This is a genomic window from Pseudomonas schmalbachii (genome assembly GCF_017589465.1).
GTDB lineage: Bacteria > Pseudomonadota > Gammaproteobacteria > Pseudomonadales > Pseudomonadaceae > Pseudomonas > Pseudomonas schmalbachii.
Genome location: NZ_JAELYA010000008.1, coordinates 254,759 through 280,610, shown reverse-complemented (window position 1 = coordinate 280,610; position 25,852 = coordinate 254,759). Strand labels below are relative to the sequence as shown.

At 66.5% G+C, this 25,852-nt stretch carries 23 protein-coding genes; 10 read left to right on the top strand and 13 right to left on the bottom strand.

Translation table 11 applies throughout. The features are described from left to right. Nucleotides 1–281 precede the first annotated feature (281 nt). On the top strand, nt 282–809 hold the full coding sequence (locus tag JFY56_RS20185; RefSeq protein ID WP_208315831.1) for a DUF3016 domain-containing protein: 528 nt from the start codon (nt 282–284) through the stop codon (nt 807–809). A gap of 51 nt (nt 810–860) precedes the next feature. On the opposite strand, the gene JFY56_RS20180 is transcribed toward JFY56_RS20185, so the two are convergent. After that, complete coding sequence (locus tag JFY56_RS20180) at nt 861–1,244, bottom strand: hypothetical protein (RefSeq protein ID WP_328824941.1); 384 nt, start codon at nt 1,242–1,244, stop codon at nt 861–863. A gap of 103 nt (nt 1,245–1,347) precedes the next feature. On the opposite strand from JFY56_RS20180, the gene JFY56_RS20175 reads away from it, so the two are divergent. Further along, on the top strand, nt 1,348–2,781 hold the full coding sequence (locus JFY56_RS20175) for an amidase (RefSeq protein ID WP_208315829.1): 1,434 nt from the start codon (nt 1,348–1,350) through the stop codon (nt 2,779–2,781). A gap of 121 nt (nt 2,782–2,902) precedes the next feature. Then, on the top strand, nt 2,903–3,235 hold the full coding sequence (locus JFY56_RS20170; RefSeq protein WP_208315828.1) for a DUF2388 domain-containing protein: 333 nt from the start codon (nt 2,903–2,905) through the stop codon (nt 3,233–3,235). Between the two features lie 327 nt (nt 3,236–3,562). Here JFY56_RS20170 and gcvP read toward each other — a convergent pair whose 3' ends face one another. The 5 genes from gcvP to JFY56_RS20145 form a co-directional block, all read right to left on the bottom strand. Then, the gene (gcvP, locus tag JFY56_RS20165; RefSeq protein ID WP_208315827.1) at nt 3,563–6,439 is read right to left on the bottom strand and encodes an aminomethyl-transferring glycine dehydrogenase; all 2,877 of its coding nucleotides are present in this window, start codon (nt 6,437–6,439) and stop codon (nt 3,563–3,565) included. A gap of 108 nt (nt 6,440–6,547) precedes the next feature. Next, nucleotides 6,548–6,937, bottom strand: a complete 390-nt coding sequence (gene gcvH / locus JFY56_RS20160) for a glycine cleavage system protein GcvH (RefSeq protein ID WP_208315826.1) — start codon at nt 6,935–6,937, stop codon at nt 6,548–6,550. Nucleotides 6,938–6,987: 50 nt separating this feature from the next. After that, a complete protein-coding gene (gene gcvT, locus JFY56_RS20155; RefSeq protein ID WP_208315825.1) occupies nt 6,988–8,070 on the bottom strand; it encodes a glycine cleavage system aminomethyltransferase GcvT in 1,083 nt (360 codons plus the stop codon). A gap of 188 nt (nt 8,071–8,258) precedes the next feature. Next, nucleotides 8,259–9,878 (bottom strand): ABC transporter permease, encoded by a 1,620-nt coding sequence (locus JFY56_RS20150; RefSeq protein WP_208315824.1) that lies wholly within the window; start codon nt 9,876–9,878, stop codon nt 8,259–8,261. A gap of 204 nt (nt 9,879–10,082) precedes the next feature. Further along, nucleotides 10,083–11,051, bottom strand: coding sequence for an extracellular solute-binding protein (locus JFY56_RS20145; protein WP_208315941.1), 969 nt, complete (start codon nt 11,049–11,051; stop codon nt 10,083–10,085). A gap of 418 nt (nt 11,052–11,469) precedes the next feature. On the opposite strand from JFY56_RS20145, the gene JFY56_RS20140 reads away from it, so the two are divergent. From JFY56_RS20140 to JFY56_RS20120, 5 genes are all read left to right on the top strand, one after another. Then, complete coding sequence (locus JFY56_RS20140) at nt 11,470–12,519, top strand: ABC transporter ATP-binding protein (RefSeq protein WP_208315823.1); 1,050 nt, start codon at nt 11,470–11,472, stop codon at nt 12,517–12,519. After that, the gene (locus JFY56_RS20135) at nt 12,516–13,436 is read left to right on the top strand and encodes an ABC transporter permease (RefSeq protein ID WP_208315822.1); all 921 of its coding nucleotides are present in this window, start codon (nt 12,516–12,518) and stop codon (nt 13,434–13,436) included. The genes JFY56_RS20140 and JFY56_RS20135 overlap by 4 nt, the downstream gene beginning before the upstream one ends. Beyond that, entirely contained in the window at nt 13,433–14,221 is a 789-nt protein-coding gene (locus JFY56_RS20130) for an ABC transporter permease (protein ID WP_208315821.1), read from the top strand. The genes JFY56_RS20135 and JFY56_RS20130 overlap by 4 nt, the downstream gene beginning before the upstream one ends. Nucleotides 14,222–14,257: 36 nt before the next feature. Continuing rightward, the gene (locus JFY56_RS20125) at nt 14,258–15,304 is read left to right on the top strand and encodes an ABC transporter substrate-binding protein (RefSeq protein ID WP_208315820.1); all 1,047 of its coding nucleotides are present in this window, start codon (nt 14,258–14,260) and stop codon (nt 15,302–15,304) included. Between the two features lie 101 nt (nt 15,305–15,405). After that, nucleotides 15,406–16,437, top strand: coding sequence for a histone deacetylase family protein (locus JFY56_RS20120; protein WP_208315819.1), 1,032 nt, complete (start codon nt 15,406–15,408; stop codon nt 16,435–16,437). 233 nt (nt 16,438–16,670) lie between these two features. On the opposite strand, the gene JFY56_RS20115 is transcribed toward JFY56_RS20120, so the two are convergent. From JFY56_RS20115 to JFY56_RS20095, 5 genes are all read right to left on the bottom strand, one after another. Further along, on the bottom strand, nt 16,671–17,018 hold the full coding sequence (locus JFY56_RS20115; RefSeq protein WP_208315818.1) for a NirD/YgiW/YdeI family stress tolerance protein: 348 nt from the start codon (nt 17,016–17,018) through the stop codon (nt 16,671–16,673). A gap of 163 nt (nt 17,019–17,181) precedes the next feature. Continuing rightward, nucleotides 17,182–17,559 (bottom strand): NirD/YgiW/YdeI family stress tolerance protein, encoded by a 378-nt coding sequence (locus JFY56_RS20110; RefSeq protein ID WP_208315817.1) that lies wholly within the window; start codon nt 17,557–17,559, stop codon nt 17,182–17,184. Between the two features lie 3 nt (nt 17,560–17,562). After that, nucleotides 17,563–18,567, bottom strand: a complete 1,005-nt coding sequence (locus tag JFY56_RS20105) for an SdiA-regulated domain-containing protein (RefSeq protein WP_408004443.1) — start codon at nt 18,565–18,567, stop codon at nt 17,563–17,565. 142 nt (nt 18,568–18,709) lie between these two features. Beyond that, on the bottom strand, nt 18,710–19,375 hold the full coding sequence (locus JFY56_RS20100) for a fumarylacetoacetate hydrolase family protein (protein WP_208315815.1): 666 nt from the start codon (nt 19,373–19,375) through the stop codon (nt 18,710–18,712). Nucleotides 19,376–19,544: 169 nt separating this feature from the next. Next, nucleotides 19,545–20,939 (bottom strand): FAD-binding oxidoreductase, encoded by a 1,395-nt coding sequence (locus tag JFY56_RS20095; protein ID WP_208315814.1) that lies wholly within the window; start codon nt 20,937–20,939, stop codon nt 19,545–19,547. A 193-nt stretch (nt 20,940–21,132) separates the two neighbouring features. Between JFY56_RS20095 and serA the strand changes: the two genes are divergently transcribed. Next, nucleotides 21,133–22,362, top strand: coding sequence for a phosphoglycerate dehydrogenase (gene serA, locus JFY56_RS20090; protein WP_208315813.1), 1,230 nt, complete (start codon nt 21,133–21,135; stop codon nt 22,360–22,362). A 61-nt stretch (nt 22,363–22,423) separates the two neighbouring features. Further along, nucleotides 22,424–22,891: a metallophosphoesterase family protein gene (locus JFY56_RS20085; RefSeq protein WP_208315812.1), complete on the top strand. Its 468-nt coding sequence runs from the start codon at nt 22,424–22,426 to the stop codon at nt 22,889–22,891. A gap of 189 nt (nt 22,892–23,080) precedes the next feature. Here the strand turns inward: JFY56_RS20085 and JFY56_RS20080 are convergent, their stop codons facing one another. Further along, nucleotides 23,081–24,454: a GTPase/DUF3482 domain-containing protein gene (locus JFY56_RS20080; protein ID WP_208315811.1), complete on the bottom strand. Its 1,374-nt coding sequence runs from the start codon at nt 24,452–24,454 to the stop codon at nt 23,081–23,083. Next, on the bottom strand, nt 24,447–25,844 hold the full coding sequence (locus JFY56_RS20075) for a DUF2868 domain-containing protein (protein WP_408004438.1): 1,398 nt from the start codon (nt 25,842–25,844) through the stop codon (nt 24,447–24,449). The genes JFY56_RS20080 and JFY56_RS20075 overlap by 8 nt, the downstream gene beginning before the upstream one ends. Nucleotides 25,845–25,852: the final 8 nt, after the last annotated feature.

Sequence of the window (25,852 nt, the reverse complement as noted above, 5' to 3'; positions counted from 1 at the left end):
GCATTGCGCGGCTTTGTGCTTTCTGTGGGAGTGGCACCCGGATCAGTCCTTTGATCCCTAGGTACGAAAACGCTACAGCGCTGGCACGCCAGCCTGCCTTTGGAGTACTTCTCGGATGGCCACGACCGTTCAAACACCCGCCTGTACTACGGCAGCAACCTCCAGGCGGCCGGCTGAACGCTGCGCGAGCCCAACCGCTGGTCGGCACGCCGCTCGCTTTCCACCAGCGGCGTAGACTGGATTCAGGCGCGACCGGCCCATGCCGCGCCGGGAGGTGCCCGATGCGTCTTGCCCCCACCCTTGCCGCACTCACCGTGGCCGCCGTGCTGGCCGGCCTGTCGCTGGAACTCGCCGGGCAGCCCGCCGTCGAGGTCGACTTCGTGCATCCGGAGCGCTACCGCGACGCCAGTCTGCGCAACCCCGGCTACGGACGCGGCGCCGACGACTTCGTGCTGAAGGAGTTCCGCGCGACCTTCGAGAAACTCGCCGCACGCTACCTGCCGCCGGGCCATAGCCTGCACATCGAGGTACGCGACATCGACCTGGCCGGCCGCTACGAGCCCTGGCATCCCAATGTCTACGATGTGCGCTTCATGCGCGACATCACCTGGCCGAGCGTGCAACTGCACTACCAGTTGCTGCAGGACGGCAAGCCCGTGGCCAGCGGCGACCAGCGGGTCAGCGACATGTTCTACCTGCAGCGCCCCGGCCGCACGGCGCACAGCAGCGACCGCCTGTACGCCGAGAAGGCGATGCTCGACGACTGGTTCCGCCGGCAGTTCGGCGACCAGAAGGTCGGAACGCGCTGACAGGTACGCCAGCGCGCGACGCCCGGCCTTAGCGGCGCCTGGCGGGTCGGATCACTTCTTGAACGCCTTCATCACCTTGTCCGCCAGGGCCACCGTCCGGTCGCCCTGGGTGTCGAGCAGCAGGTAGTCGTATTCGGACCTGGCGACCGGCGCGATGCGGTACAGCAGCGGGCCTTCCACCTTGTTCGGGCCGATGGTGGCGCTCAGCGTGGCGACGCACTGGAGCACGCCGGTATCGGCGTCCTTCTCGAGGATGGCGACATCCTTGAGTTCGCTCTGCTTGAGCAGCGAGGCGTGGCCAGCCAGCGGGCCGTCGGTGAACACCTTGACCAGTTGCGCCTGCACATCGGAGCCGGCGCACACGTCCGCCTCCTTTCCGCAGGCGCTGAGCAGGAGTGCGGTGGCAATCACCGCGAGCTTGTGAGTCTTCATCATCCACCCATGGCATGAAACGACCAGCTTGGAGCCAATCGGCCAGCAGGAGTTCCGGGGCAGGCAATACTTGCTGCATTCGCGAACGAGCCACGGCGGGGAATGCATGAACGACGATTTCGCCAATCTGGACGCCACCGCCCAGGCGCAACTGGTCGCCAGCGGGCAGGTGACGCCGCTGGAGCTGGTGGATGCCGCCATCGCCCGCATCGAACGCTTCGATAGGCGCATCAACGCCGTGGTCGAGCGGCAGTTCGAGCAGGCCCGGGAACGGGCGCGCGGGAAATTGCCCGACGGCCCCTTTCGCGGTGTGCCCTTCCTGCTCAAGGACCTGGCCAACGGCGCGGAGAAAGGCTCGCGGCACACCTACGGCTCGCGACTGCTGGCGCAGCACATCGCGCACTACGACAGCGAGCTGGTGCGGCGCTTCCGAGCGGCCGGGCTGATCTTCGTCGGCCGCACGAACACCCCCGAATTCGGCATTCCGCCGACCACCGAGCCGGCGCTGTTTGGGCCCTGCCGCAATCCGTGGAATCTCAAGCATTCCACCGGCGGCTCCAGCGGCGGTGCGGCTGCGGCGGTGGCGGCGCGGCTGGTGCCGTTCGCCCACGGCAGCGATGCCGGCGGTTCGATCCGTATTCCGGCCTCATGCTGCGGGGTGTTCGGCTTCAAGCCAACGCGCGGACGCAACCCGGTGGGCCCCAAGCTCGGCGAAAGCGTCGCCGGGCTGGCCACCGACCATTGCTGCTCAATCTCGGTACGCGACAGTGCGGCGCTGCTGGATGCCACCAGCGGCCCCGACGTCGGCGCGCCATACGCGGCGCCGCACCACTCCCGACCGTTCGCCCGGGAAATCGACGCGCCGCACCGCAAGCTGCGGATCGGCGTGATGCACATGCCGCTCAACGGCGCGCCGGTGCATGAAGACTGCCTGGCCGCCGTCGACTCAGCCGCCGCGCTGTGCCGCGAGCTGGGACACCAGGTCAGCAACGCGCACCCGACGCTGGTCGATGCGGCCGGATTTCTCGATGCGTTCGGCAAGGTGTATGCGGTGATGGCCGCGCTCAATGTCGAGCACGCGGAATCGCTGCTCGGCCGCGTCGCCAAACCGCGCGAACTGGAACCGATCACCCGCCGGCTGGCGGCGAAGGGCCGGGCGCTATCGGCCACCCACTTCGTCCAGGCGACGCGAGTGCTGCATGCAGCCTCCCGCGAGATCGCGCACTTCTTCGTCGACCACGACGTGCTGCTAAGCCCGACCCTGGCGCAGCCGCCGGTGGCCATCGGCGAGTTGCGCTATCCGGCGCGCGACCCGCTGCCCGGCTTCATCCGCGCCGCGCATTACGCCGCCTTCACCCCGCTGTTCAACGCCACCGGGCAACCGGCGATGAGCGTGCCGCTGTACTGGTCGGCGACGGGATTGCCGATCGGCGTGCAGTTCGCCGGGCGCTTCGGCGACGACGCGGCGCTGTTTCGCCTGGCGGCGGAACTGGAGCGGGCGCGGCCGTGGGCGGGGTGCATACCGCCATTGATTGGCTGATCCTGGCGGGTTGCACCCGCCCTACCCGCCTGACGGGCAACCAGCCACCCAGCGGTTTTTCTGAACCCTGACGCGCCGGCGGACATCCCAATTCATACATGGGACTTCCCAGGAGTAGCCGATGCGTATCCTCAGAATCGCCACTACCCTCACCCTGCTCGCCCTCCCCGTCGGCGCCGCAATGGCCGACAGCTTCTGGCGCGACATCATCTCCTCGGGCGCCACCACCGCGTCTACCTACCTGACCTTCAAGCACGAGAAGGATGACAAGCTGATCGTCGCCGCCCAGGACGATGCCGCCGGCTTCATTGCCAGCGACGGCGCTATCCGTGGGCCGTACCTGGAAGCGGCGCTGCAGAAGCTGCGTGCGGACAATCCGGACCTGCGTAACAGCAGCGACATGCAACTGGCCAATGCCATCCTGACCGCAGATGGCTCCGACGATGAACGCTGAACCCCGCCGGCGCTGCCCGTGGCGCCTGCTGCGGGCGGCCGCCGGGCAGCAGGCGCATGCGTTGCTGGAGCTACAGGTGTTGCTGCGCAGTGTTTCGGGGCAAGGTGTGGAGCGGCACTGAGCACTACTCGCTCAAAGCTCCCTCACCCCTGCCCTCTCCCAGAGGGAGAGGGGGTGGTTCGGCGTTGCGGGTTAACACGGAGTTTCACCTGACACTGCACAGTCCCCTCTCCCTTTGGGAGAGGGTTAGGGTGAGGGCGTGTGTCCAGCACAGAGTTGTCCATGAAAAAGGCCGCCCAAAGGCGGCCTCGTTCACAGCTCACGCACTCACTCGCGGTAGTCGTCCACCGGTACGCAGGCGCAGAACAGGTTGCGGTCGCCGTAGACGTTGTCCACGCGGTTCACCGCCGGCCAGTACTTGAAGGCGCGGGTGTGTTCGGTCGGGGTGACGGCCTCGGCGATCTCGTACGGGCGCTGCCACAGGCCGGTGACGTCGGCCAGGGTGTGCGGCGCGCGCTTGAGCGGGTTGTCCTCGGCCGGCCACACGCCTTCCTCCACCTTGGCGATCTCCGCGCGGATGGCCAGCATCGCTTCGATGAAGCGGTCCAGCTCGTGCTTCGACTCGCTCTCGGTGGGTTCCACCATCAGCGTGCCGGGCACCGGGAAGGACATGGTCGGCGCGTGGAAGCCGTAGTCCATCAGGCGCTTGGCCACGTCTTCCTCGCTGATCCCGGTCTGCGCCTTGAGCGGGCGCAGGTCGAGGATGCACTCGTGGGCGACGCGGTCGTTGCGGCCGCGATAGAGCACCGGGAAGGCGCCGTCGAGCTTGGCCGCCACGTAGTTGGCGTTGAGGATCGCCACTTCGGTGGCGTCGGCCAGCTGCGGGCCCATCATGGCGATGTACATCCAGCTGATCGGCAGGATGCTCGCGCTACCCCAGGGCGCCGCGCTCACCGCGCCGTTCAGCGGGTTCGGGCCTTCGATGCGCACCACCGGGTGGTTGGCAACGAAGGGTGCCAGGTGCGCCTTCACGCCGATCGGGCCCATGCCCGGGCCGCCGCCGCCGTGCGGGATGCAGAAGGTCTTGTGCAGGTTCATGTGCGACACGTCGGCGCCGATATCGGCCGGACGCGCCAGGCCGACCTGGGCGTTGAGGTTGGCGCCGTCCATGTAGACCTGGCCGCCGTGGCTGTGGATGACCTCGCAGATCTCGCGGATGCCTTCCTCGTACACGCCGTGGGTCGACGGGTAGGTGATCATCAGGCAGGACAGCTGCTCGCCAGCCTCCTCGGCCTTGCGCTTGAGGTCTTCGAGGTCGACGTTGCCCTGCTTGTCGCACTCGACGATGACCACGCGCATGCTTGCCATGATCGCCGAGGCCGGGTTGGTGCCGTGCGCCGAGGCCGGGATCAGGCAGATGTTGCGGTGCGCGTCGCCGCGGCTCTCGTGGTACTTGCGGATCGCCAGCAGGCCGGCGTATTCGCCCTGGGCGCCGGAGTTCGGCTGCATGCAGATGGCGTCGAAGCCGGTGATCGCGCACAGCCAGCTTTCCAGCTCGTTGATCATCAGCCGGTAGCCTTCAGCCTGCTCGCGCGGCACGAAGGGATGCAGGTTGGCGAACTCCGGCCAGGTGATCGGGATCATCTCGCTGGTGGCGTTCAGCTTCATGGTGCAGGAGCCGAGCGGGATCATCGCCTGGTTCAGCGCCAGGTCCTTGCCTTCGAGCTGGCGCAGGTAGCGCAGCATCTCGGTTTCGCTGTGGTGGCGGTTGAACACCGGGTGAGTCAGGTAACCCGAGGCACGCTGCAGTTCGGCCGGAATGCCGTCGGCCACCGCGTTGGCGTCCAGGTTCTCGACTTCCAGGCCATGGCCTGCGCCGAGCACGATGTCGAACAGGCTGGCGACGGTTGCGGCGCTGCTGGTTTCGTCCAGGCTGATGCCGAGGCGGTCTTCACCGACGATGCGCAGGTTGTAGCGGGCGGCGCGGGCGCGTTCGAGGATCGCCGCCTGCTGGGCGCCGACGTCGAGGGTCAGGGTGTCGAAGAAGTGTTTGTTGACTCGCTTGATGCCCTTGGAGTCCAGGCCGGCGGCGAGGATGGCGGTCAGGCGCTGCACGCGCTGGGCGATGCGCTTGAGGCCCTGCGGGCCGTGGTAGACGGCGTACAGGCTGGCGATGTTGGCCAGCAGCACCTGCGAGGTGCAGACGTTGGAGTTGGCCTTCTCGCGGCGGATGTGCTGTTCGCGGGTCTGCAGGGCCATGCGTAGCGCGGTGTTGCCGCGGGCATCGCGGGATACGCCGATGATGCGGCCCGGCATGGCGCGCTTGAATTCGTCGCGGCAGGCGAAGAACGCCGCGTGCGGGCCGCCGTAGCCCATCGGCACGCCGAAGCGCTGGGCGCTGCCGAGCACCACGTCGGCGCCGAGCTCGCCCGGCGGGGTGAGCAGCAGCAGGCTGAGCAGGTCGGCGGCGACGCAGGCGATGGCCTGCCTGGCATGCAGGTCGGCGATCAGGCCGCGCAGGTCGCGGATTTCGCCGCGGGTATCCGGGTACTGCAGCAACGCGCCGAACACGTCGTAGCTGCCTAGGTTTTCCACTTCGTCGACCGCCACTTCGAAGCCGAAGGCATCGGCGCGGGTCTGCACCACGGAAATGGTCTGCGGATGGCAGTTGGCATCGACGAAGAACACATTGCTCTTGGCCTTCGCCACGCGCTTGGCCAGGGCCATCGCTTCGGCGGCGGCAGTGGCTTCATCGAGCAGCGAGGCGCTGGCCAGGTCGAGGCCGGTGAGGTCGATGGTCAGCTGCTGGAAGTTCAGCAGCGACTCCAGGCGGCCCTGGGCGATTTCCGGCTGGTACGGGGTGTAGGCGGTGTACCAGCCCGGGTTTTCCAGCACGTTGCGCAGGATCACCGTGGGGGTGATGGTGCCGTGGTAGCCGGTGCCGATCAGGCTGGTCCAGATCTGGTTCTGCTGTGCGTAGCCCTTCAGCTTGGCCAGCGCGGCCTGTTCGTCGAGGGCGGCGGGCAGATCCAGCGGACGGTTCAGCAGGATCGCCGGCGGCACGGTCTGGACTACCAGCTCATCGAGGCTGGGGACGCCGAGGGTTTCCAGCATCGCCTGTTGTTCGGCCTGATCGGGGCCGAGATGGCGGCTGAGGAAGGCGTCTGGCTGGTGCAGCTGGGAAAGCGAAGGGCTTTTCGACATGGTGTCGGTCTCGAACTGTGCAGTCTTCCGGATTGGCCTGGCGGTCTGCCGGAATGATTAAAAAACGAGGCCCCGACGAATCGAGGCCTCGTTAAGGATAGCGGACGATCAGGCTTCGGCGTCGCAGGCCGCGCGATAGCCGTCGGCGTCGAGCAGCTTGTCCAGCTCGGCGGCGTCGGCCGGCTTCAGCTTGAAGAACCAGGAGCCGTACGGATCGCTGTTGACGTTCTCCGGGGTGTCGGCCAGCGCTTCGTTGACGGCGATCACTTCACCGGCGACCGGAGCGTAGATGTCCGAGGCGGCCTTCACCGACTCGACCACACCGGCTTCCTGACCGGCAGCCAGGCTCTTGCCGACTTCCGGCAGTTCGACGAAGACCACGTCGCCCAGGGCTTCCTGGGCATGGTCGGAGATGCCCACGGTAACGCTACCGTCGGCTTCCAGGCGCGCCCACTCGTGGCTGGCGGCATAACGCAGATCTGCGGGGATATTGCTCATGTTGTTTTCCTCGAGGACTGGGCGACGGCGACACGGGCCGCCTATGCAATTTAGATCAGGGCTTTGCCGTGACGCACGAAATTCGCTCGAACCACGCGAACCGGATACCACTTGCCGCGGATTTCCACTTCGGCGCGGTCACCGGTGGCCTTCGGTACGCGGGCCAGGGCGATGGACTTGCCGAGGGTCGGCGAGAAGCTGCCGCTGGTGATTTCGCCGTCGCCGATGCCGGCGACCCGCACCACCTGGTGAGCGCGCAGCACGCCGCGCTCTTCCAGCACCAGGCCGACCAGTTTCGGCTGGTCGCCGGCGGCTTTCTGCGCTTCCAGCGCCTTGCGGCCGACGAAGTCGCGCTCGGCGGGTTCCCAGGCGATGGTCCAGCCCATGTTGGCGGCCAGCGGCGAGACGGTTTCGTCCATGTCCTGACCGTAGAGATTCATCCCGGCTTCCAGGCGCAGGGTGTCGCGCGCGCCGAGGCCGGCGGGAGAGATTCCGGCGCCGACCAGTTCGTTGAGGAAGCCCGGCGCCTCTTCGGCCGGCAGCATGATTTCCAGGCCGTCTTCACCGGTGTAGCCGGTACGGGCGATGAACCAGTCGCCATCGGCGACGCCCTGGAAGACTTCCAGCGTATTGATCAGCGCGGCGCGGCTGGGAGTGACCAGCTCGGCGGTCTTCTGCCGCGCGTTCGGGCCCTGGATGGCGAGCATCGCCAGGTCGGCGCGCTCGTTGAGGGATACTTCGAAACCTTCGGTATGCGCCTGCATCCAGGCCATGTCCTTGTCGCGGGTGGCGGCGTTGACCACCACGCGGTAGCCGTAGATGCCCAGGTAGACGATCAGGTCGTCGACCACCCCGCCGTTATCGTTGAGCATGCCGCTGTAGAGGGCCTTGCCGGGTTCCTTCAGGCGCTCGACGTCGTTGGCCAGCAGGCGCTGCAGGTATTCCTTGGCCTGCGGACCGGTGACGTCGACCACGGTCATGTGGGAAACGTCGAACACGCCGCAATCGCGACGTATCTGGTGGTGCTCTTCGACTTGCGATCCATAGTGCAGAGGCATGTCCCAACCGCCGAAATCGACGATCTTCGCGCCAAGTGCTACATGCAGGTCGTAGAGCGGGGTGCGCTGTCCCATGGGTGATCTCCTTCCGGGCGTGGCGGGTGCGGAGCGCAAGGTTGGCCCGCACGAAACGCGCGCATTGTAGCCGCAAGCAGGGACTCCGGACACCTTGTCCGACAGTCGAATCCCGGAACCTGCCTACGATCTTCTGCGCGTCGGCCATGTCGCGTTGGGATCAGGCTCGCAAGATCGTAAACAGATTCTCAGCGTTCGTGCGGATGGGCGGAGCGACGGATCAGACCGATCACCGGGAAAAGTCCGACCAGCACCAGACTCAGCGCCGGGAGTGCCGCGCGTGCCCACTCGCCTTCGCTGGTCATCTCGAATACCCGCACGGCCAGGGTGTCCCAGCCGAATGGCCGCATCAGCAGGGTCGCCGGCATTTCCTTGAGCACGTCGACGAACACCAGCAGCGCCGCACTCAGCGCGCCGGGCACCAGCAGCGGCAGATAGACACTGAAGAATAGCCGCACTCCGCCGACTCCGAGGCTGCGCGAGGCCTCCGCCAGCGACGGCCGGATGCGCTCCAGCCCGCCTTCCAGCGGACCGTAGGCCACCGCCATGAAGCGGATCAGGTAGGCCAGCAGCAGCGCCAGCAGGCTGCCCAGCAGCAGCGGCTTGCCGGCGCCGCCGAGGGCGGTGGAAAGGGGGATCACCCAGTGATTGTCCAGCCAACTGAAGGCCAGCATGATCGACACCGCCAGCACCGAGCCGGGCAGCGCGTAGCCGAGGTTGGCCAGGCCGACCGCCGAACGCACCGGACGGTTCGGCGCCACCCGCCGGGCGAAGGCCAGCAGCAGTGCCAGCGCCACCGTCACCAGCGCAGCCAGCGCGCCGAGGTAGAGGCTGTGCAGGATCAGCCCGACATAGCGCTCGTCGAGGTCGAAGCGGCCGCGCTGCCAGCACCAGGCCACCAGTTGCAGAACCGGCACGACGAAGGCGCAGAGGAACACCAGGCCGCACCAGGCACTGGCGGCCAGCGCCTTGCCCCCGCGCAGGTGATACAGCGCCGCACCGCGCGGCCGCTCGCTGGGCGCGGCGGCACGGCTGCGCGTGTAGCGCTCGCCGAGCAGCACTAGGATCACCCCGAGCAGCAGCAGGCTGGCCAGTTGGGTGGCGCTGGAAAGGCTGTAGAAGCCGTACCAGGTCTTGTAGATGGCGGTGGTGAAGGTGTCGAAGTTGAATACCGAGACCGCGCCGAAATCCGCCAGGGTCTCCATCAGCGCCAGCGCCACGCCGGCGCCGATGGCCGGCCGCGCCATCGGCAGGGCGACCCGCCAGAACGCCGCCCACGGCGACAGCCCGAGCACTCGCGCGGCCTCCATCAGGCCCTTGCCCTGGGCGACGAAGGCGGTGCGCGCGAGCAGGTAGACGTAGGGGTAGAACACCAGCACCAGAACCAGGATCACCCCGCCGGTGGAACGCACCCGCGGCATCCGGAAGCCGCTGCCGAACCACTCGCGCAGCAGCGTCTGCAGCGGCCCGGCGAAGTCCAGCAGGCCGACGAAGACGAACGCCAGCACATAGGCCGGAATGGCGAACGGCAGCATCAGCGCCCAGTCCAGCCAGCGCCGGCCGGGAAATTCGCAGAGGCTGGTGAGCCAGGCCAGGCTGACGCCGAGCACGGTCACACCGACGCCCACCCCGAGCACCAGCACCGCCGTATTGCCGAGCAGGCGCGGCATCTGCGTGTCCCACAGGTGCTGCCAGATCTCCCCGTCGATCTCCGCCCAGCTCAGCGCCAGCACGCTGAGCGGCAGCACCACCAGGGCGGCGATGGCGAAGACGATGGGATACCAGCAACGGGGAGCGGGATGGGCCACGAAAACCTCAGTATCGGAAAACACGAAGCCCCGGCTTGGGCCGGGGCGCGTGGATGAATCAATCGTTCCCACGCTCCCGCGTGGGAATGCATCCCCGGACGCTCCCGCGTCCCGAGGCAGGCTCCGGCTCGACGCAGGAGCGTCGAAGGCGGCGTTCCCACGCAGGAGCGTGGGAACGATGTCATCGACGCAACCGCAAGAGCGTCAGTTCCAGCCGGCGCGGTCCATCAGCTTGATCGCCTCGGCCTGGCGCTTGCCGGCGACTTCCACCGGGATGCTGTCGGCCTTGAACGCTCCCCAGGCGGCGACCTCTTCGGACGGCGCGACTTTCGGGTTGGCCGGGAACTCCTGGTTGAGACTGGCGAACAGCCCCTGGGCGTCGCTGCTGGTCATCCATTCGACCAGCTTCTTCGCCGCATCCGGGTGCGGAGCATACTTGGTCAGGCCGATGCCCGACAGGTTGACGTGTACGCCGCGGTCCGCCTGGTTCGGCCAGAACAGCTTGACCTTCAGGCCCGGGTTCTCCTTGTGCAGGCGACCGTAGTAGTAGGTGTTGACCAGGCCGACGTCGCACTGGCCGGCCTGGATCGCCTGGAGCAGCGCGGTGTCGTCGGAGAACACGTCGGTGGCCAGGTTGCTCACCCAGCCCTTGATGATCTGCTCGGTCTTCTCGGCGCCGTGGGTCTCGATCAGGGTGGCGGTCAGCGACTGGTTGTAGACCTTCTTCGACGTGCGCAGGCACAGACGGCCTTCCCAGTTCTTGTCGGCCAGCGCTTCGTAAGTGGTCAGTTCCTCCGGCTTCACCCGCTCGGTGGAGTAGGCGATGGTCCGCGCACGCAGCGACAGGCCGGTCCAGCTGTCGGTGCTGGAGCGGTACTGCGGCGGGATGTTGGCGTCGAGGACCGGCGAGTCGAACGGCTGCAGGATGCCCATCTGCTCGGCCTGCCAGAGGTTGCCGGCGTCCACCGTGAGCAGCAGGTCGGCCGGCGTGTTGGCGCCCTCGGCCTTGATCCGCGCCATCAGCGGGGCTTCCTTGTCGGTGATGAACTTCACCTTGACGCCGGTCTTGGCGGTGTAGGCATCGAACACCGGCTTGATCAACTCGTCGATACGCGAGGAGTAGACCACCACCTCGTCGGCCGCCTGCGCTGTACCGGCCAATGTGGCGAGCATGAGAGTGGCGAACAATCCATGACGAACCTGCATGTTGCATCCCCTGAACTGATGAAAGACAGGAAATGATAAGAAATATCATTTGCCACCGAGCCGCGCAGTTGTGTCGAGGTGTTTCATCAGGCTTGCTTTCGGCTGCGACATGAAGCCGCGAACGCCACGTAGGTTGGGCTGAGCGCAGCGAAGCCCAACATCTGCTCGTCGTGGCACTGTTGGGCTTCGCAAGCTCAGCGCCAACCTACGGGAACCCATCCACGAAAGCCGTACTACCAACTTGGCCTGATTTATCCCTTATTGGCCTGATCTATCGTTCTGCCGCTCCAAGACCGCGTTCATTATCGATCCGCAGCCAGGTGAAGCGCTCCTACAGAGAGCGAAAACCTCAACAATAACAATAGCTTGCCTGCAGGTATCGAGCATGACCAGTGCGATCGCCATCGAGCGGATAGGCATGGAATTCGGTACGCCCGGCCAGGGGCTGAAGGCCCTGGACGATGTGTCGCTGGATATCCGTTCCAACGAATTCTTCACCCTCCTCGGCCCCTCCGGCTGTGGCAAGACCACCCTGCTGCGCCTCATCGCCGGATTCGAACAACCCACCTCCGGCAGCATCCGCCTCTACGGCGACCCCATGGAAGGCCTCCCGCCCTTCCGCCGCCCGGTCAACACCGTGTTCCAGAGCTACGCGCTGTTCCCGCACATGACGGTGGCGGAGAACATCGCCTTCGGCCTGGAGATGCAGGGCAAGCCACGCGACGAGATCGAAAAGACCGTCACCGCCATGCTCGAACTGGTGCGCCTGCCGGACGTCGGCAAGCGCCGCGCCGACCAGCTTTCCGGCGGCCAGCAGCAGCGCATCGCCCTCGCCCGCGCGCTGGCCAGCCGGCCCAAGGTGCTGCTGCTCGACGAATCGCTGTCGGCGCTGGACCTCAAGCTGCGCAAGGAAATGCAGATCGAACTCAAGCGCCTGCAGCACGAGACCGGCATCACCTTCATCTTCGTCACCCACGACCAGGAAGAAGCCCTGACCATGTCCGACCGCATTGCGGTGATGAGCCGCGGCAAGGTCATGCAGGTCGGCACGCCCACGGAGATCTACGAGGCGCCGGTGAACCGCCTGGTCGCCGACTTCATCGGCGAGACCAACTTCCTCGAAGGCGAGGCCCAGGCCGATGGCGTACGCCTGGCCGACGGCCAGCTCATCCCCGCCGCCACCACGCTGCCCGGCAAGGTCACCCTGGCGATCCGTCCGGAGCGCACCGAACTCGCCCACGACGGCCAGCTCGCCGGAATCGTGGAGAACATCGTCTACGTCGGCACCGACACCGTGTACCACCTGCGCGTCGCCGGCCAGGGCGGCTTCCGCGTGCGCCAGCAGAACCGCGAAGGCGCCGGCTCCCTGCATGCGCCCGGCGCCGAAGTACGGGTGCGGGTACCCGCCAACGCCATACGGGTACTCGCCGAATGAGCGCGCTGACCCTCCGCATGCAGGCCGAACGCAGGAGCCTGCGCCAGCGCCTGGCATTGACCAGCCCGGCGATGCTCATGCTGCTGGTGTTCCTGGTGGTTCCGCTGGGCATCATGTTCGCCGTCTCGGTCCAGGCGCCCGGTGATTACGGTGGCGTGAAGTGGGGCCAGCACAGCGTCGAGGCCTACATCAACTTCCTCTGGGAACGCGACCTCGACGACAGCCTGACTTTCAACGTCGACTACCTGGGCATCTTCCAGCGCTCGTTCTGGCTGTCGATCCTCACCACCGCCGGCTGCCTGCTGATCGGCTTCCCCACCGCGCTCTACCTCGCCCTGCAGGATGAGCGGCGGCGCAACCTGCTGCTGTTCCTCGTGACCGTACCGTTCTGGACCAACCTGCTGGTGCGCGTCTACGCGTGGATCCTGCTGCTACGCAACGGCGGCTTGGTGGATGCCGGCCTGCATGGCCTGGGTCTTTCCGACAAGGCGCTGGGCATCCTCTACACCGACACGGCAGTGGTGATCGGGCTGCTCTACACCTTCCTGCCGTTCATGGTGCTGCCGGTCTACACCAGCCTGGAGAAGATGGACTGGCGCCTGGTGGAAGCCGCCTTCGACCTCGGCGCCAACCGCTGGCAGGCGCTCAAGCGGATCATCATCCCGCTGGCCATGCCGGGGGTCGTCGCCGGCTGCATCCTGGTGTTCATCCCGTCGCTGGGCAGCTACATCATTCCCGAGCTGCTCGGTGGCGGTAAGTCGCTGATGATCGGCAACCTGATCCAGCTGCAGTTCGGCAGCGCGCACAACTGGCCGTTCGGCGCCGCGCTGTCCTTCGCCCTGCTCGCCTTCGTCCTGCTGGCGATGCTGATCTACAGCCTGCGCTTCAAGCCGGGCGCTGCCGGAGGTCACCCATGAACTCGCTGAATCCGCTCTGGCGCTTCACCGGCGTGCGCCCGGTGGCCTGGCTGTTCTTTGCCTTCCTCTACGTGCCGATCGTGGTGCTGGTGGTGCTGAGCTTCAACAGTGGCCAGTCGGCGACCATGTGGGAAAGCTTCAGCCTGCGCTGGTATTCGGTGGTGGCGGACGATCCGGAGATCATCCGCGCGGCGAAGAACTCGCTGATCGTCGCCAGCCTCGCCACGCTGATTTCCACCAGCCTGGCGACCCTCGCCGCGCTGGGCATGCGCGGCCGCAGCTTCCGCGGCCAGGGCCTGATGAATGGCGTGCTCGGCCTGCCGCTGCTGGTGCCGGAAATCGTCACGGCGGTGGCGACGCTGATGTTCTTCGCCTTCATCGGCCTGAAGCTGTCGCTGTTCACCATCCTCATCGCCCACGTGGTGTTCTGCATTCCCTTCGCCTACCTGCCGATCCGCGCCCGTCTCGAAGGCATGGACCCGCGCCTGGCGGAGGCCGCCGCCGATCTCTACGCCTCGCCGTGGCGGGCGTTCTGGCGGGTGACCTTCCCGCTGCTGATGCCGGGCATCCTGTCCGGGGCGATGCTCGCCTTCATCATCTCGATGGACGACTTCGTCATCACCTACTTCGTCGCCGGCGCCGGTGCCACGACGCTGCCGGTGTACATCTTCAGCGCCATAAGAATGGGGATATCGCCGAAGATAAATGCCATTTCGTCGATCATCCTTCTGATATCCATAGCGTTCGTAGCGCTGTCGTATTACGTCGGCCAACGCCGTCGCTGACTGCCTCCCATAACAACAGGACAAGGAGCTTCACCGATGAAATTCCGCCGCACCCCGCTCGCGCTTTCCCTCCTCGCCGGCCTCGCGCTGGCCGGACAGGCGCAGGCCGAAGGCACCCTGCACTTCGCCAACTGGTCGGACTACTACCCGCCGGAGCTGCTGAAGAAGTTCGAGAAGGACACCGGCATCCACGCCACCCTGGATGCCTACGACAGCAACGAAACCCTGCTGGCCAAGCTCAAGGCCGGCGGCGGTTCCTACGACGTGGTGGTGCCGTCGGACAGCTTCATCGAAATCTTCGTGAAGGAAGGCCTGCTGCAGAAGCTCGACAAGTCGCAGTTGCCGAACGCGGCGAACCTGAAGGAGAAGTTCAGGACCCTCAGCTACGACCCCGGCCACGACTACACCATGCCCTACCTGTGGGGCACCACGGGCTACAGCTACGACAGCGCCCAGGTGCCGGGCGGCAGGCTGGAGGAAAGCTGGAAGCCGTTCTTCGAGCCGCCGGCGGACCTGAAGGGCAAGGTCGTCGCGCTCAACTCGATGGACGACCTGTGGCCGCCGGCGACCTACCTCGCCGGGGTCGACGAGTGCACCGAGGATCCCAAGCAGGCCGAGAAGGTCCTCGACCTGCTGCTCAAGCAGAAGCCGATGCTGGCCATGTACAACAGCGACGGCACCATCGAGCGCATGGCCGCCGGCGAAGTGAGCATGCACCAGCAGTGGAACGGCGCCTTCCACCGCGCCCACGCCCAGCGCGCCAGCCTGGTCTACGTCTATCCGAAGGAAGGCATCCGCCTGTTCATCGACAACTTCGCGATTCCCAAGGACGCCGCCAACGTCAAGGAAGCCCACGCCTTCATCAACTGGATGCTGCTGCCGGAAAACATCGCCGCGGCCTCCAACTTCGCCAAGTACAACAACGCCATCGAAGGCTCCGAGAAGTTCATGGAGAAGGAGCTGTTCGACGACCCGGCGATCAACACGCCGGCGGACAAGCTCGACCGCCTGAAGGCCTTCCAGCTCTGCTCGCCGAAGTCCATGGCCCTGCGCGCCAAGGTCTGGACCAAGCTGAAGAAATAACCCACTCCGCAACCCGGCCCACGCCTGACCGCCCCCTCTCCCCCCGGAGAGGGCTGGGGTGAGGGCTGCCGCATGTTCCAACGCGCCCGAGGAAATCCCCGATGTTGACCATCTACAGCGACGACCATCGCCTGCACCACGGCCAGCACGAACTGATCGACGGCCAGTTCACCCCCTGCTACGAAAAACCCAGCCGCGCCGACATGGTCCTCGACCGCGTCAAGGCGGTGAATCTCGGCGCAATCCAGGCGCCCCGCGACTTCGGCCTCGATCCGATCCTGCGGGTGCACAGCGAAGGCTTCGTGCGCTTCCTCCAGCATGCCTGGCGCGACTGGGTGGCCACCGGGCGCACCCACGACATGCTGCCGATCGCCTGGCCGAACCGGCGCCTGCAGCAGCGGGAGCCGGACAGCATCGACGGCCGCCTCGGTTACTACTCCTTCGACGCCGGCGCGCCGATCACCGCCGGCACCTGGCAGGCCATCACCAGCTCGGTGAACGTCGCCATGACCGGCCAGGCGGAACTGGCCAAGGGCGCCCGCTCGGTGTTCTCCCTGTGCCGTCCGCCGGGCCACCACGCCTCGGCCGACTACATGGGCGGCTACTGCTTCTTCAACAACGCCGCCATCGCCGCCCAGGCGGTGCTCGACCAGGGCGCCAGCCGCGTGGCGATCCTCGACGTCGACTATCACCACGGCAACGGCACCCAGGACATCTTCTACGACCGCGCCGACGTGCTGTTCACCTCGATCCACGGCGATCCGCGCTTCGAGTACCCGTACTTCCTCGGCTATGCCGACGAGAAGGGCCGGGGCGTCGGCGAGGGCTACAACTTCAACTATCCGCTGGCGTCGGGCAGCGACTGGTCGGTGTGGAGCCTGGCGCTGCAGGCCGCCATCCGCCAGATCGCCGCCTACGGCCCGGACGTGCTGATCGTTTCCCTCGGTGTGGATACCTTCAAGGAGGACCCGATCTCGCAGTTCAAGCTGGACAGTCCGGACTACCTGCGCATGGGCGAGCAGATCGGCAAGCTCGGCCTGCCGACGCTGTTCGTGATGGAGGGGGGTTATGCAGTGGAGGAGATCGGCATCAACGCGGTGAACGTGCTGCAGGGCTACGAAACCAACGGCTGACGAGTGAAAAAAGGTTCATCGCGGATTATCGGGGACGGCAGAAGCGACGAGTTTCGCTCGGCCTGCCCGAAGTGTAGGAGCGGGCCATGCCCGCGATTCGCGCCCATGGGGCGCTCCTACAGACGCTTCCTCAGCCGAAGCGCGCCAGTCGTATAGCGGGGAACGCGAAGAACCAAAAAAAAGACCGCGCCGGCTGTCTCGGTAGCTCGGCGCGGTTCAGCACAAACCGTTTCTTACTGGATCAGTTCCACCCGCTCTACGTCGATTTCGCGGCCGATCAGGTCGCGGTCCACTTCACCGAACAGCTTCACGCGGGTGATGTGGTTGATGTCCGCCGCCGGCCAGTCCTCGTCATCGATCTCGACCTTCATGCTGCCGGTGGCATCCTGGAACTCGTAGATATCGCCCTTGATGCGCTTGGTGATCTTGCCCTCCAGGACCACCGGCGTGTCGTCGGAAGCGTCCATGGCGGCCTTGACCGTGGTCACCGCCGCGGCACCCGGACCGGTATAGCCGGCAGCCAGGGTAAGGGTGGAGAACAGGCCTGCGGCGATGAGCAGGGAGAGTTGCTGGAGTTTCATGGCGGTGGCCTCTTCTGTGGTTTCGTTGAAGCCAGATTACGCAACCGTGCTGAAACCAGACTTAACCGGGCCTTAAGCCAGGCTTAAGAACCTCCAGGGTGCGGAAACGAAAAGAGCGCGCCCGGCGTTGGCCGGGCGCGCTCTTCGATGAGACGGGGTCGGATTACTGGACCAGCTCCACCCGGTCCACGTCGATGTCGGTCGCCTTCTGCCTGTGGTGGTCGACCTCACCGGTCAAACGCACCTTGGTGTTCTCGGAAACCCCGGCGCCGGCCGGCCAGTCATCGTCATCGATCTCAACCTGGATGGTGCCGGTGGCATCCTTGAACTCATAGTGCTCCCCGCCGAGACGCTTGGTGATGATGCCCTCCAGAACGGCCGGAGTGTCATCGGCGGCGGACTGCGCCTGCTTGACGGTGGTGACCTGGGCAGGGGCGGCCGGCGCGGCGGCGTCGCTGCCCGGACCGGTGTAGCCGGCGGCGATGGTGGCAGCGGAGAACAGGGTAGTAGCGGCAAGCAGGGAAAGATGGCGAAGTTTCATGAATTAGCCTCCGGGCTGGTTTCGATGAGTCCAGCTTAGATCGGACTGCTGAAACGAGTCTGAAATCGCGCTTAAGCCAACCTTAAGCTCCGCCTGGTTGGCCGCGGCGCTTATTTCCCCCTCTGCCGGTTCGCGGCGGAAGACGTAGAACAGGTCGGGTTCGCTGACCATGTAGATGGTGCCGTTTTCGTCGATGGCCACGCCCTCGGCGCGCGGAATCCTGTTATTCAGACCATTCAGCCCGGCAAGCAGGCTGATGAAGCTGACCGGCTCGCCGTTCTCGTCCAGCTCCAGCAGCAGGTGCGATTCCGCCGACAGCACCAGGGCGTGCCCGGTACGCGGATCGACGCTGAGCGCCGAGACGTTGCGCATGTACAGCTGCTCGCTGGGCAGCGGCTGCATGCTGCCGGCCAGGCTCGGGCTGCCGTCGCTGGACCAACTGAACAGGCTCTTCGGATCACGCTCGCGGCCGAGCAGCAGGCGCTGCTGGCGGGGGTCCCAGGCGATGCCCTCGAAGCCCTTGTTCTTCCTGATGACAATGCCCAGGTCGAACTCGGTGAGGCGCTCGGTGCGCAACTCGCGGCTCTGCGGATCGATACGGAAGATCGTCAGGGTGTTCCTCCGCTCGTCGGTGACAGCCACGTTGCCGTTTTCCAGCACGGCGACGCCCTCCGGATTGGACATGCCGAGCAACGGCACCACCCGCAGCACTTCGCCATCGAGCGACAGCTCGGCGAGCATCGGATTGGTACCAGTGACGGTGAACAGCGTGCGGGTCAGCGGGTTATAGGCCAGATCGGAAGGTTCCTCGCCCTCCAGGCCACCCTTGAGCTGCTTGCCCTGGATCACCGCGCGATAGCCCGGCAGCCAGATGCTCTCGTCGCGCACCTGCTGGCTGGTGCCCTGCTCCTGCAGCCAGAGTTCGGCGCGGTCGTCCCAGTGGAAGTAGCGGGCCAGGATGCCGAATACGATCAATGCGGCGAAGAATGCCAGCCATAGCCGGCGCATGCGGGAAGGAGAGAAGGCCTTGTTCATTGACGGCTCTTGTAGTCGGGTATGCCAGGTGACGGACAGAGGAAGCCGTCAGATGCTCTGCGCGCGGGAAAGGTTCCCGCTGGAGGCAGGACACTGCCCGCCTCCGCCAAAGGAATCAGAATACCCGGCTTTCGAAACGGCTGGTACCCGGAAGCTCCAGCACCAGTTCGCTGCCGCGCTGCAGCGGACCGACGCCCGCCGGCGTACCGGTGGAAACCACGTCGCCGGGCTGCAGCGAGAAGTGTCCGCAGATGTACTGGATCAGCGGCACGATGGGATTGAGCATGTCGCGGCTGTTGCCGTCCTGGCGCACCTCGCCGTCAATGCTCAGGCGGATGCCGATATCGGTCGGGTCGGGGAACTGGTCGGCGTTGACGAACGGCGCCAGCACGAAGGCGCCGTCGAAAGACTTGGCCAGTTCCCAGGGCAGGCCCTTTTCCTTCAGCTTCGCCTGCACGTCGCGCAGGGTCAGGTCCAGGGCCGGGGCGTAGCCGGAAATGGCATCCAGCACTTCCTCGCGATTCGGGTGACGCGACAGCGGCTTGCCGATCAGCACGGCGATTTCCGCCTCGTAGTGCACCGAGCCGCGATCCTCGGGAATGCTGAAACCGCCTTCGCTGGGCACCACGCAGGAGCCCGGCTTGATGAACAGCAGCGGCTCGGTCGGGATCGGGTTGTTCAGCTCTTTCGCATGCTCGGCGTAGTTGCGGCCGACGCAGACCACCTTGCCCAGCGGGAAGTGGATGAGAGTGCCGTCGCTGTAATGGTGCTGGTAGCTCATGAATGACTCCTGTAGGGCGGGTGGAACCCGCCATCGCGGTGGCGGGTTCCACCCGCCCTACGGGTTCTACGCACCTGGCCGATACGTAGGTTGGCGCTGAGCAACGCGAAGCCCAACATCGCCATCGTTGGGCTTCACTGCGTTCAGCGCCAACCTACGCGAGATGCGGTCAGACCGGGAAAATCTTGCCCGGGTTCATGATCCCGTTCGGATCGAACACCGCCTTCAGCGCCTTCATGTAGCCGATCTCGGCTTCCGAACGGCTGTAGCCCAGGTAATCGCGCTTGGTCATGCCCACGCCGTGCTCGGCGGAGATCGAGCCGTTGTACTTCTGCACGGTTTCGAACACCCACTTGTTCACGGTAGCGCACTTGGCGAAGAACTCGTCCTTGGACAGGTTTTCCGGTTTGAGGATGTTCAGGTGCAGGTTGCCGTCGCCGATGTGGCCGAACCAGACCACTTCGAAGTCCGGGTAATTGGCTTCGACGATGGTGTCGATGTCCTTGAGGAAGGCCGGCACCTTGGCCACGGTGACCGAGATGTCGTTCTTGTACGGCGTCCAGTGCGAGATGGTCTCGGAGATGTACTCGCGCAGCTTCCACAGGTTCTGCAGTTGCTGCTCGCTCTGGCTCATCACACCGTCCAGCACCCAGCCCTGCTCGACGCAGTGCTCGAAGGTGGCCAGCGCCTCGTTGGCGACTTCCTCGGTGGTGGCTTCGAACTCCAGCAGCGCGTAGAACGGGCAGTCGGTCTCGAAGGCCGGCGGCACGTCGCCGCGCGCCAGCACCTTGGCCAGCGCCTTGTCGGAGAAGAATTCGAAGGCAGTCAGGTCGAGCTTACTCTGGAAGGCGTGCAGCACCGGCATGATCGAGTCGAAGTCGGGGGTGCCGAGGACCATCGCGGTGAGGTTCTTCGGCGTGCGCTCCAGGCGCATGGTGGCCTCGACCACGAAGCCCAGGGTGCCTTCGGCGCCGATGAACAGTTGGCGCATGTCGTAGCCGGTGGCGTTCTTGATCAGGTCCTTGTTCAGTTCCAGCAGGTCGCCCTTGCCGGTGACGACCTTCATGCCGGCCACCCAGTTGCGGGTCATGCCGTAGCGAATCACCTTGATCCCGCCGGCATTGGTGCCGATGTTGCCGCCAATCTGACTGGAACCCGACGAAGCGAAGTCCACCGGATAGTACAGGCCGTTTTCCTCGGCGAAAGTCTGCAGCTGCTTGGTGACCACGCCCGGCTGGCACACCACGGTGCGGTCGAAGGCGTTGAAGTCGAGAATCCTGTTCATGTAGTCGAAGGACACGACTACCTCGCCGTTGGCCGCGACGGCGGCGGCGGACAGGCCGGTACGGCCGCCCGAGGGCACCAGGCCGATCTTGTGCTCGTTGGCCCAGCGGACGACGGCCTGCACCTGCTCGATGGTCTTCGGGAAGACGATGGCCAGCGGCGCCGGGGCGAAATGCTTGGTCCAGTCCTTGCCGTAGGCATCGAGGGAATCGGCGTCGGTGAGCAGCTTGCCGGGCTCTACCAGGGGCTTCAGCGATTCGATCAGGGCTTCGCGGGTCATTCGGGAACTCTCATTTGGCTCATGGTCGTCCTGAGAACCGCTCAGGTCGTAACCGGGCAAGGAAAAGGGAGAACATGCTAGCATACGCACCCCACGCAGAGTGCCACCTGGCGCCGAGCTGCCAGGTGCCGGCCGGTTCCATCCGCGCTGTTCAGTTCAAGTCAATTTCCCACGGGACAACAGGTTTACGCAGATGAGCAAGACCTCTCTCGACAAGAGCAAGATCAAATTCCTCCTCCTCGAAGGCGTTCACCAGAATGCCGTGGACACCCTGAAGGCCGCCGGCTACACCAACATCGAGTACCTCAAGGGCGCCCTCTCCGATAACGAACTGAAGGAAAAGATCGCCGACGCACACTTCATCGGCATCCGCTCCCGCACCCAGTTGACCGAAGAGGTCTTCGACGCCGCCAAGAAACTGATCGCTGTCGGCTGCTTCTGCATCGGCACCAACCAGGTCAACCTGAACGCCGCCCGCGAGCGCGGCATCGCGGTGTTCAACGCGCCCTACTCCAACACCCGCTCGGTTGCCGAACTGGTCCTGGCCCAGGCCATCCTGCTGCTGCGCGGCATCCCGGAGAAGAACGCATCCTGCCATCGCGGCGGCTGGATCAAGTCGGCGGCCAACTCCTTCGAGATCCGCGGCAAGAAGCTCGGCATCGTCGGCTACGGCTCGATCGGCACCCAGCTCTCGGTCCTGGCCGAAGCCCTGGGCATGCAGGTCTACTTCTATGACGTGGTGACCAAGCTGCCGCTGGGCAACGCCACTCAGGTCGGCAGCCTGCACGAACTGCTCGGCATGTCCGACATCGTCTCGCTGCACGTGCCGGAGCTGCCGTCCACCCAGTGGATGATCGGCGAGAAGGAAATCCGCGCCATCAAGAAGGGCGGCATCCTGATCAACGCCGCGCGCGGCACCGTGGTCGAGCTGGACCACCTGGCCAATGCGATCAAGGACGAACACCTGATCGGCGCCGCCATCGACGTGTTCCCGGTCGAGCCGAAGTCCAACGACGAGGAGTTCGAGAGCCCGCTGCGTGGCCTGGATCGCGTGATCCTGACTCCGCACATCGGCGGCTCCACCGCCGAAGCACAGGCCAACATCGGCCTGGAAGTCGCCGAGAAGCTGGTCAAGTACAGCGACAACGGTACTTCGGTTTCCTCGGTCAACTTCCCGGAAGTGGCCCTGCCGTCGCACCCGGGCAAACACCGCCTGCTGCACATCCACGCCAACATCCCGGGCGTGATGAGCGAGATCAACAAGGTGTTCGCCGACAACGGCATCAACATCTCCGGCCAGTACCTGCAGACCAACGACAAGGTCGGCTACGTGGTGATCGACGTCGACGCCGAGTACTCCGACCTGGCGCTGGAGAAGCTGCAGCACGTCAACGGCACCATCCGCAGCCGCGTACTCTTCTGAGTCGAGCCGTGCCGTTAACGCGACGCCACCTTCGGGTGGCGTCGTCGTTTATGCTGCCCGGATGAGCGACTCCATCCGCATCGGCGTGATCGCCGACACCCACGGCCTGCTGCGGCCGCAAGCCATCGAAGCGCTGCGCGGCTGCGAGCGGCTGCTGCATCTCGGCGACATCGGCAAGCCGGACATTCTCGCTGCCCTGGGCGAACTGGCGCCGCTCGACGTGGTGCGCGGCAACAACGACACCGACGCCTGGGCCGACGGGATTCCGGAAACCCTGCAACTGGACGTCGGCGGCGTGCGCCTGTACCTGATCCACGACCGCAAGCAACTCGCCCTCGACCCGCGCGCCGAGGGCATCGACGTGGTCATCGCCGGGCATTCGCACAAGCCGCTGAACGAAATCCGCGACGGCGTGCTCCACCTCAACCCCGGCAGCGCCGGACCACGGCGCTTCAAGCTGCCGATCACCCTGGCGATCCTGCATATCCACCACGGCCGCGCGGAAGTGGAGTTGATCGACCTCGCTTGAACAACCCGCCATTTATGGCAATCGTGCCGGGTTTGGCGGGTTGCACCCGCCCTACGTTGCTGGCCGCCCTCACGTTGGCGTTGAGATTTTGTGTAGGAGCGAGCTCTGCTCGCGAAGATCGGCCCCGCAGAAGCTTCGCGAGCAGAGCTCGCTCCTACAGATGTGCGTCGTGCCGTAGAAATCGTCCGCTCACGGCTCCAACAACTGCCCCGCCAGCCGCGCCACCTGCTCCTGCCGCTCGCTGCGCTCGACCCGCGCGTTGCCGTTCAGGGTCGACCACTCCGGATGCGCGCGTGCCCGGCGCAGGGCGTCGGGCAGCTTGCCTTCGCGCCACTGGCGGTCCTCCGGCGAGTCCACGCGGATCGCCTCCACCGCCGCATGGCCGCGCGCCTGCAGTGCCGTCAGCAACTGGCGCTGGCGCAGGGCGAGCAGGCGCAGCACGCTGTCGTCCACGCTGAGCTCGCGGCTGCCCTTGAGCTTGCCGAGCAGGCGCCCGCCGTAATGCCCGACCGTCTGCCAGGCGCCGCCGGCCAGCGCGCCGAGCGCGGCGGCAGCGCCGAGGGTGATGCCGCCGACCAGCAGGTCGATCCCCGCTCCCGCCGCCGCCCCGGCCGCCACGCCGCTGCCCAGGCGGATGCCGAGCTGGCGCAGGGTTTCCGGGTTGAACAGGTCGTCGCCCCAGCGGCCGTCCAGCAGCGGCAGGTCGGCGGCGCGGGCGTCGTCCTTGCGGAAGGCGTACAGGCTGAGCAGCGCCTTGACGCAGGCGTCCTCGCGCTTGCGCACCTTCGCGCGCATCGCCTCGGTGGCGGCGAGCACCGCGGCGTCGCCCGATTCGACCAGGCTGCGGCAGGCGGCGACATCGATAAGCAGCTCGGCGATCAGCCGCGCCCCCGCCTCGCGGCGCGCCATGGCCTGCGCCTCGTGGTCGGCGACCAGCCGATCCAGTTGCGGACGGGCACGCTCCAGCAGCAGCGCCAGGCTTTCATACAGGCGCCGCTCGCCGTCCAACGGCGGCGCCACGCTGTCGAAACGCACCAGCGCATGCAGGCCGAGGCGGGACAGCGCCTCGCGCCACTGCTCCTCGCGATGGCCGGGACTGGCAACAAAGTTCAGCACCGGCAACAGCGGCCGCGCGCAGCCGGCCAGCACCGCCAGCTCGTCGCGATACTTGGCCAGCACCGGCTCGCGGGCATCGATCACATACAGCCCAGCATCGGACGCCAGCAACTGGCGCAGCACCTTGGCCTCCTGTTCGAAGCGCCCGCGCGCCTCGTTGCCGTCGAGGAAGCGCCGCAACCGCTCCGGGCCATCGAGGCGCTCGCCGGGGCGCTCCAGGGTTTCCAGATAGTCGCGCAGGGCGATGGCATCCTCCAGGCCCGGCGTGTCGTACAGCTCCAGCAGCGCCTCGCCGTCCACCGACAGGCGCGCGCCCTCGACATGCCGCGTGGTGCTCGGCCGATGCGAAACCTCGCCGAAGCCCACGTCACGGGTCAGGGTGCGCAGCAGCGAAGTCTTGCCGACGTTGGTATGGCCGACCACGGCGAGTTTCAGCGGATCAGTCATGACCGGCCTCCAGCCAGCCGACGGGGGAAGCCGACGAGTGCGGCAGTTGCAGGCGCTCGATGGCGGCATGCCAGTCGCCCAGGCGATCGGCGTCCAGCACCTCGCCAGACGGCGGCTGCAGCAGCCAGACGCGGGTAGCGGCGGCGCAGCGCGACAGCTCGGCGATCAGCGCCAGGGTGCCGCGATCCGGCGAGCGCCGCGGGTCGCAGGCGATGGCCAGGCGCGCCGGCGGATAACGGGTGAGCTGTTCGAGCAGGCGGCGGCGCTGGGCGCCATCGTCGAGGTTACCGGCGTCCGCCACGCCATGCGGCAGATGGGGCGGCCATGGCGTCCGGTCGTCCAGTTCGACGGCCACCAGCACGGCGCCGTCGGCACTGCTGGCGGGCGACTGCGCCTGCGGCTCGACCAGCACATCCGGGGCGGCATCGCTGACGCCGAGGCGCTCGCTGGCCGGCATCAGGCGCTCGCGCAGCAGGCTGTAGCCGGGCCGCGAGAGATCCAGGTCGAGCCGCGCGCGGCCGCGCAGCCAGCGCCACAGGCAGAACAACCAGAGACCGAAACGCAGCAGCACGCCGTACACCAGCAGGATGCCCACCAGCCAGCCGGCCCAGGCATGCCGGGCGGCCTCGCTGGTCAGCGCGGCATCGCCGCTGGCGCGGATCAGCTCGCTGTCCGGCAGCGGGAAGCCAAGCAGCGCCGGCAACGCACCGAGCGCCTGGGTGAGCAGGACGAAGGTATCGCCGCCGAGGATGGTGGTTTCCCAGACGAAGCCGTAGCGCCGCGTCGCCAGCAGGGCCAGCAGCACGCCGAACGCGGCCAGCAGGACGACCGTCCACAGACCGTGGACCAGCAGGCCGAGCGCCCAGCGCGTCAGCCCCTGGCGGCCGAGCAGCACCAGCAGCGCCGGCGCCAGTTGCGCGGCGCGGGCATCGCGGGACAGCTTGCCGCTCAGCCACAGCCACAGGCGCCCGAGCGCACCGGCCGCCTCGCCACCGGCGAAGAAGCCCACCGCCCAGCCGAACAGCATCAGCAGGTTGAGCCCGAGCAGGCTGGCCAGCGCCCAGAACACATTGACCGGCCGCTGCCCGTCGCCGAGCGCGGCCAGCGCCAGTCCGCCGCCGCTGACCAGGGCCAGCGCCAGCATGAGCCAGAGCGCCAGGTGCGCACCCTGGCGCCAGGCCGTCTGCGCCGCATCGACGCCATCGCGGCGAGCGAGGTTGGCGGCGCGAGTGAGAATCCGCCGGGTCAGCGAGCCGCCCTGGACGATCGCCTGACGGCAAGCCTCGCTGTCCTCCAGCGGCCCGGCATGTTCCTCGCGCAGGCGCAGGGCCTCGGCCAGCCAGAGGCCCTGCAGGTCGGAATGATGTTCGGCAGAAGATGTGGCGGTCACGCGCTGTC

What these genes read in the sequence shown, in the direction of transcription:
- JFY56_RS20185 (WP_208315831.1), top strand. Translation starts at nt 282, where the DNA reads ATGCGTCTTGCCCCCACCCTTGCCGCACTCACCGTGGCCGCCGTGCTG.
- JFY56_RS20180 (WP_328824941.1), bottom strand. Translation starts at nt 1,244, where the DNA reads ATGATGAAGACTCACAAGCTCGCGGTGATTGCCACCGCACTCCTGCTC.
- JFY56_RS20175 (WP_208315829.1), top strand. Translation starts at nt 1,348, where the DNA reads ATGAACGACGATTTCGCCAATCTGGACGCCACCGCCCAGGCGCAACTG.
- JFY56_RS20170 (WP_208315828.1), top strand. Translation starts at nt 2,903, where the DNA reads ATGCGTATCCTCAGAATCGCCACTACCCTCACCCTGCTCGCCCTCCCC.
- gcvP (WP_208315827.1), bottom strand. Translation starts at nt 6,439, where the DNA reads ATGTCGAAAAGCCCTTCGCTTTCCCAGCTGCACCAGCCAGACGCCTTC.
- gcvH (WP_208315826.1), bottom strand. Translation starts at nt 6,937, where the DNA reads ATGAGCAATATCCCCGCAGATCTGCGTTATGCCGCCAGCCACGAGTGG.
- gcvT (WP_208315825.1), bottom strand. Translation starts at nt 8,070, where the DNA reads ATGGGACAGCGCACCCCGCTCTACGACCTGCATGTAGCACTTGGCGCG.
- JFY56_RS20145 (WP_208315941.1), bottom strand. Translation starts at nt 11,051, where the DNA reads ATGCTCGCCACATTGGCCGGTACAGCGCAGGCGGCCGACGAGGTGGTG.
- JFY56_RS20140 (WP_208315823.1), top strand. Translation starts at nt 11,470, where the DNA reads ATGACCAGTGCGATCGCCATCGAGCGGATAGGCATGGAATTCGGTACG.
- JFY56_RS20135 (WP_208315822.1), top strand. Translation starts at nt 12,516, where the DNA reads ATGAGCGCGCTGACCCTCCGCATGCAGGCCGAACGCAGGAGCCTGCGC.
- JFY56_RS20130 (WP_208315821.1), top strand. Translation starts at nt 13,433, where the DNA reads ATGAACTCGCTGAATCCGCTCTGGCGCTTCACCGGCGTGCGCCCGGTG.
- JFY56_RS20125 (WP_208315820.1), top strand. Translation starts at nt 14,258, where the DNA reads ATGAAATTCCGCCGCACCCCGCTCGCGCTTTCCCTCCTCGCCGGCCTC.
- JFY56_RS20120 (WP_208315819.1), top strand. Translation starts at nt 15,406, where the DNA reads ATGTTGACCATCTACAGCGACGACCATCGCCTGCACCACGGCCAGCAC.
- JFY56_RS20115 (WP_208315818.1), bottom strand. Translation starts at nt 17,018, where the DNA reads ATGAAACTCCAGCAACTCTCCCTGCTCATCGCCGCAGGCCTGTTCTCC.
- JFY56_RS20110 (WP_208315817.1), bottom strand. Translation starts at nt 17,559, where the DNA reads ATGAAACTTCGCCATCTTTCCCTGCTTGCCGCTACTACCCTGTTCTCC.
- JFY56_RS20105 (WP_408004443.1), bottom strand. Translation starts at nt 18,567, where the DNA reads ATGCGCCGGCTATGGCTGGCATTCTTCGCCGCATTGATCGTATTCGGC.
- JFY56_RS20100 (WP_208315815.1), bottom strand. Translation starts at nt 19,375, where the DNA reads ATGAGCTACCAGCACCATTACAGCGACGGCACTCTCATCCACTTCCCG.
- JFY56_RS20095 (WP_208315814.1), bottom strand. Translation starts at nt 20,939, where the DNA reads ATGACCCGCGAAGCCCTGATCGAATCGCTGAAGCCCCTGGTAGAGCCC.
- serA (WP_208315813.1), top strand. Translation starts at nt 21,133, where the DNA reads ATGAGCAAGACCTCTCTCGACAAGAGCAAGATCAAATTCCTCCTCCTC.
- JFY56_RS20085 (WP_208315812.1), top strand. Translation starts at nt 22,424, where the DNA reads ATGAGCGACTCCATCCGCATCGGCGTGATCGCCGACACCCACGGCCTG.
- JFY56_RS20080 (WP_208315811.1), bottom strand. Translation starts at nt 24,454, where the DNA reads ATGACTGATCCGCTGAAACTCGCCGTGGTCGGCCATACCAACGTCGGC.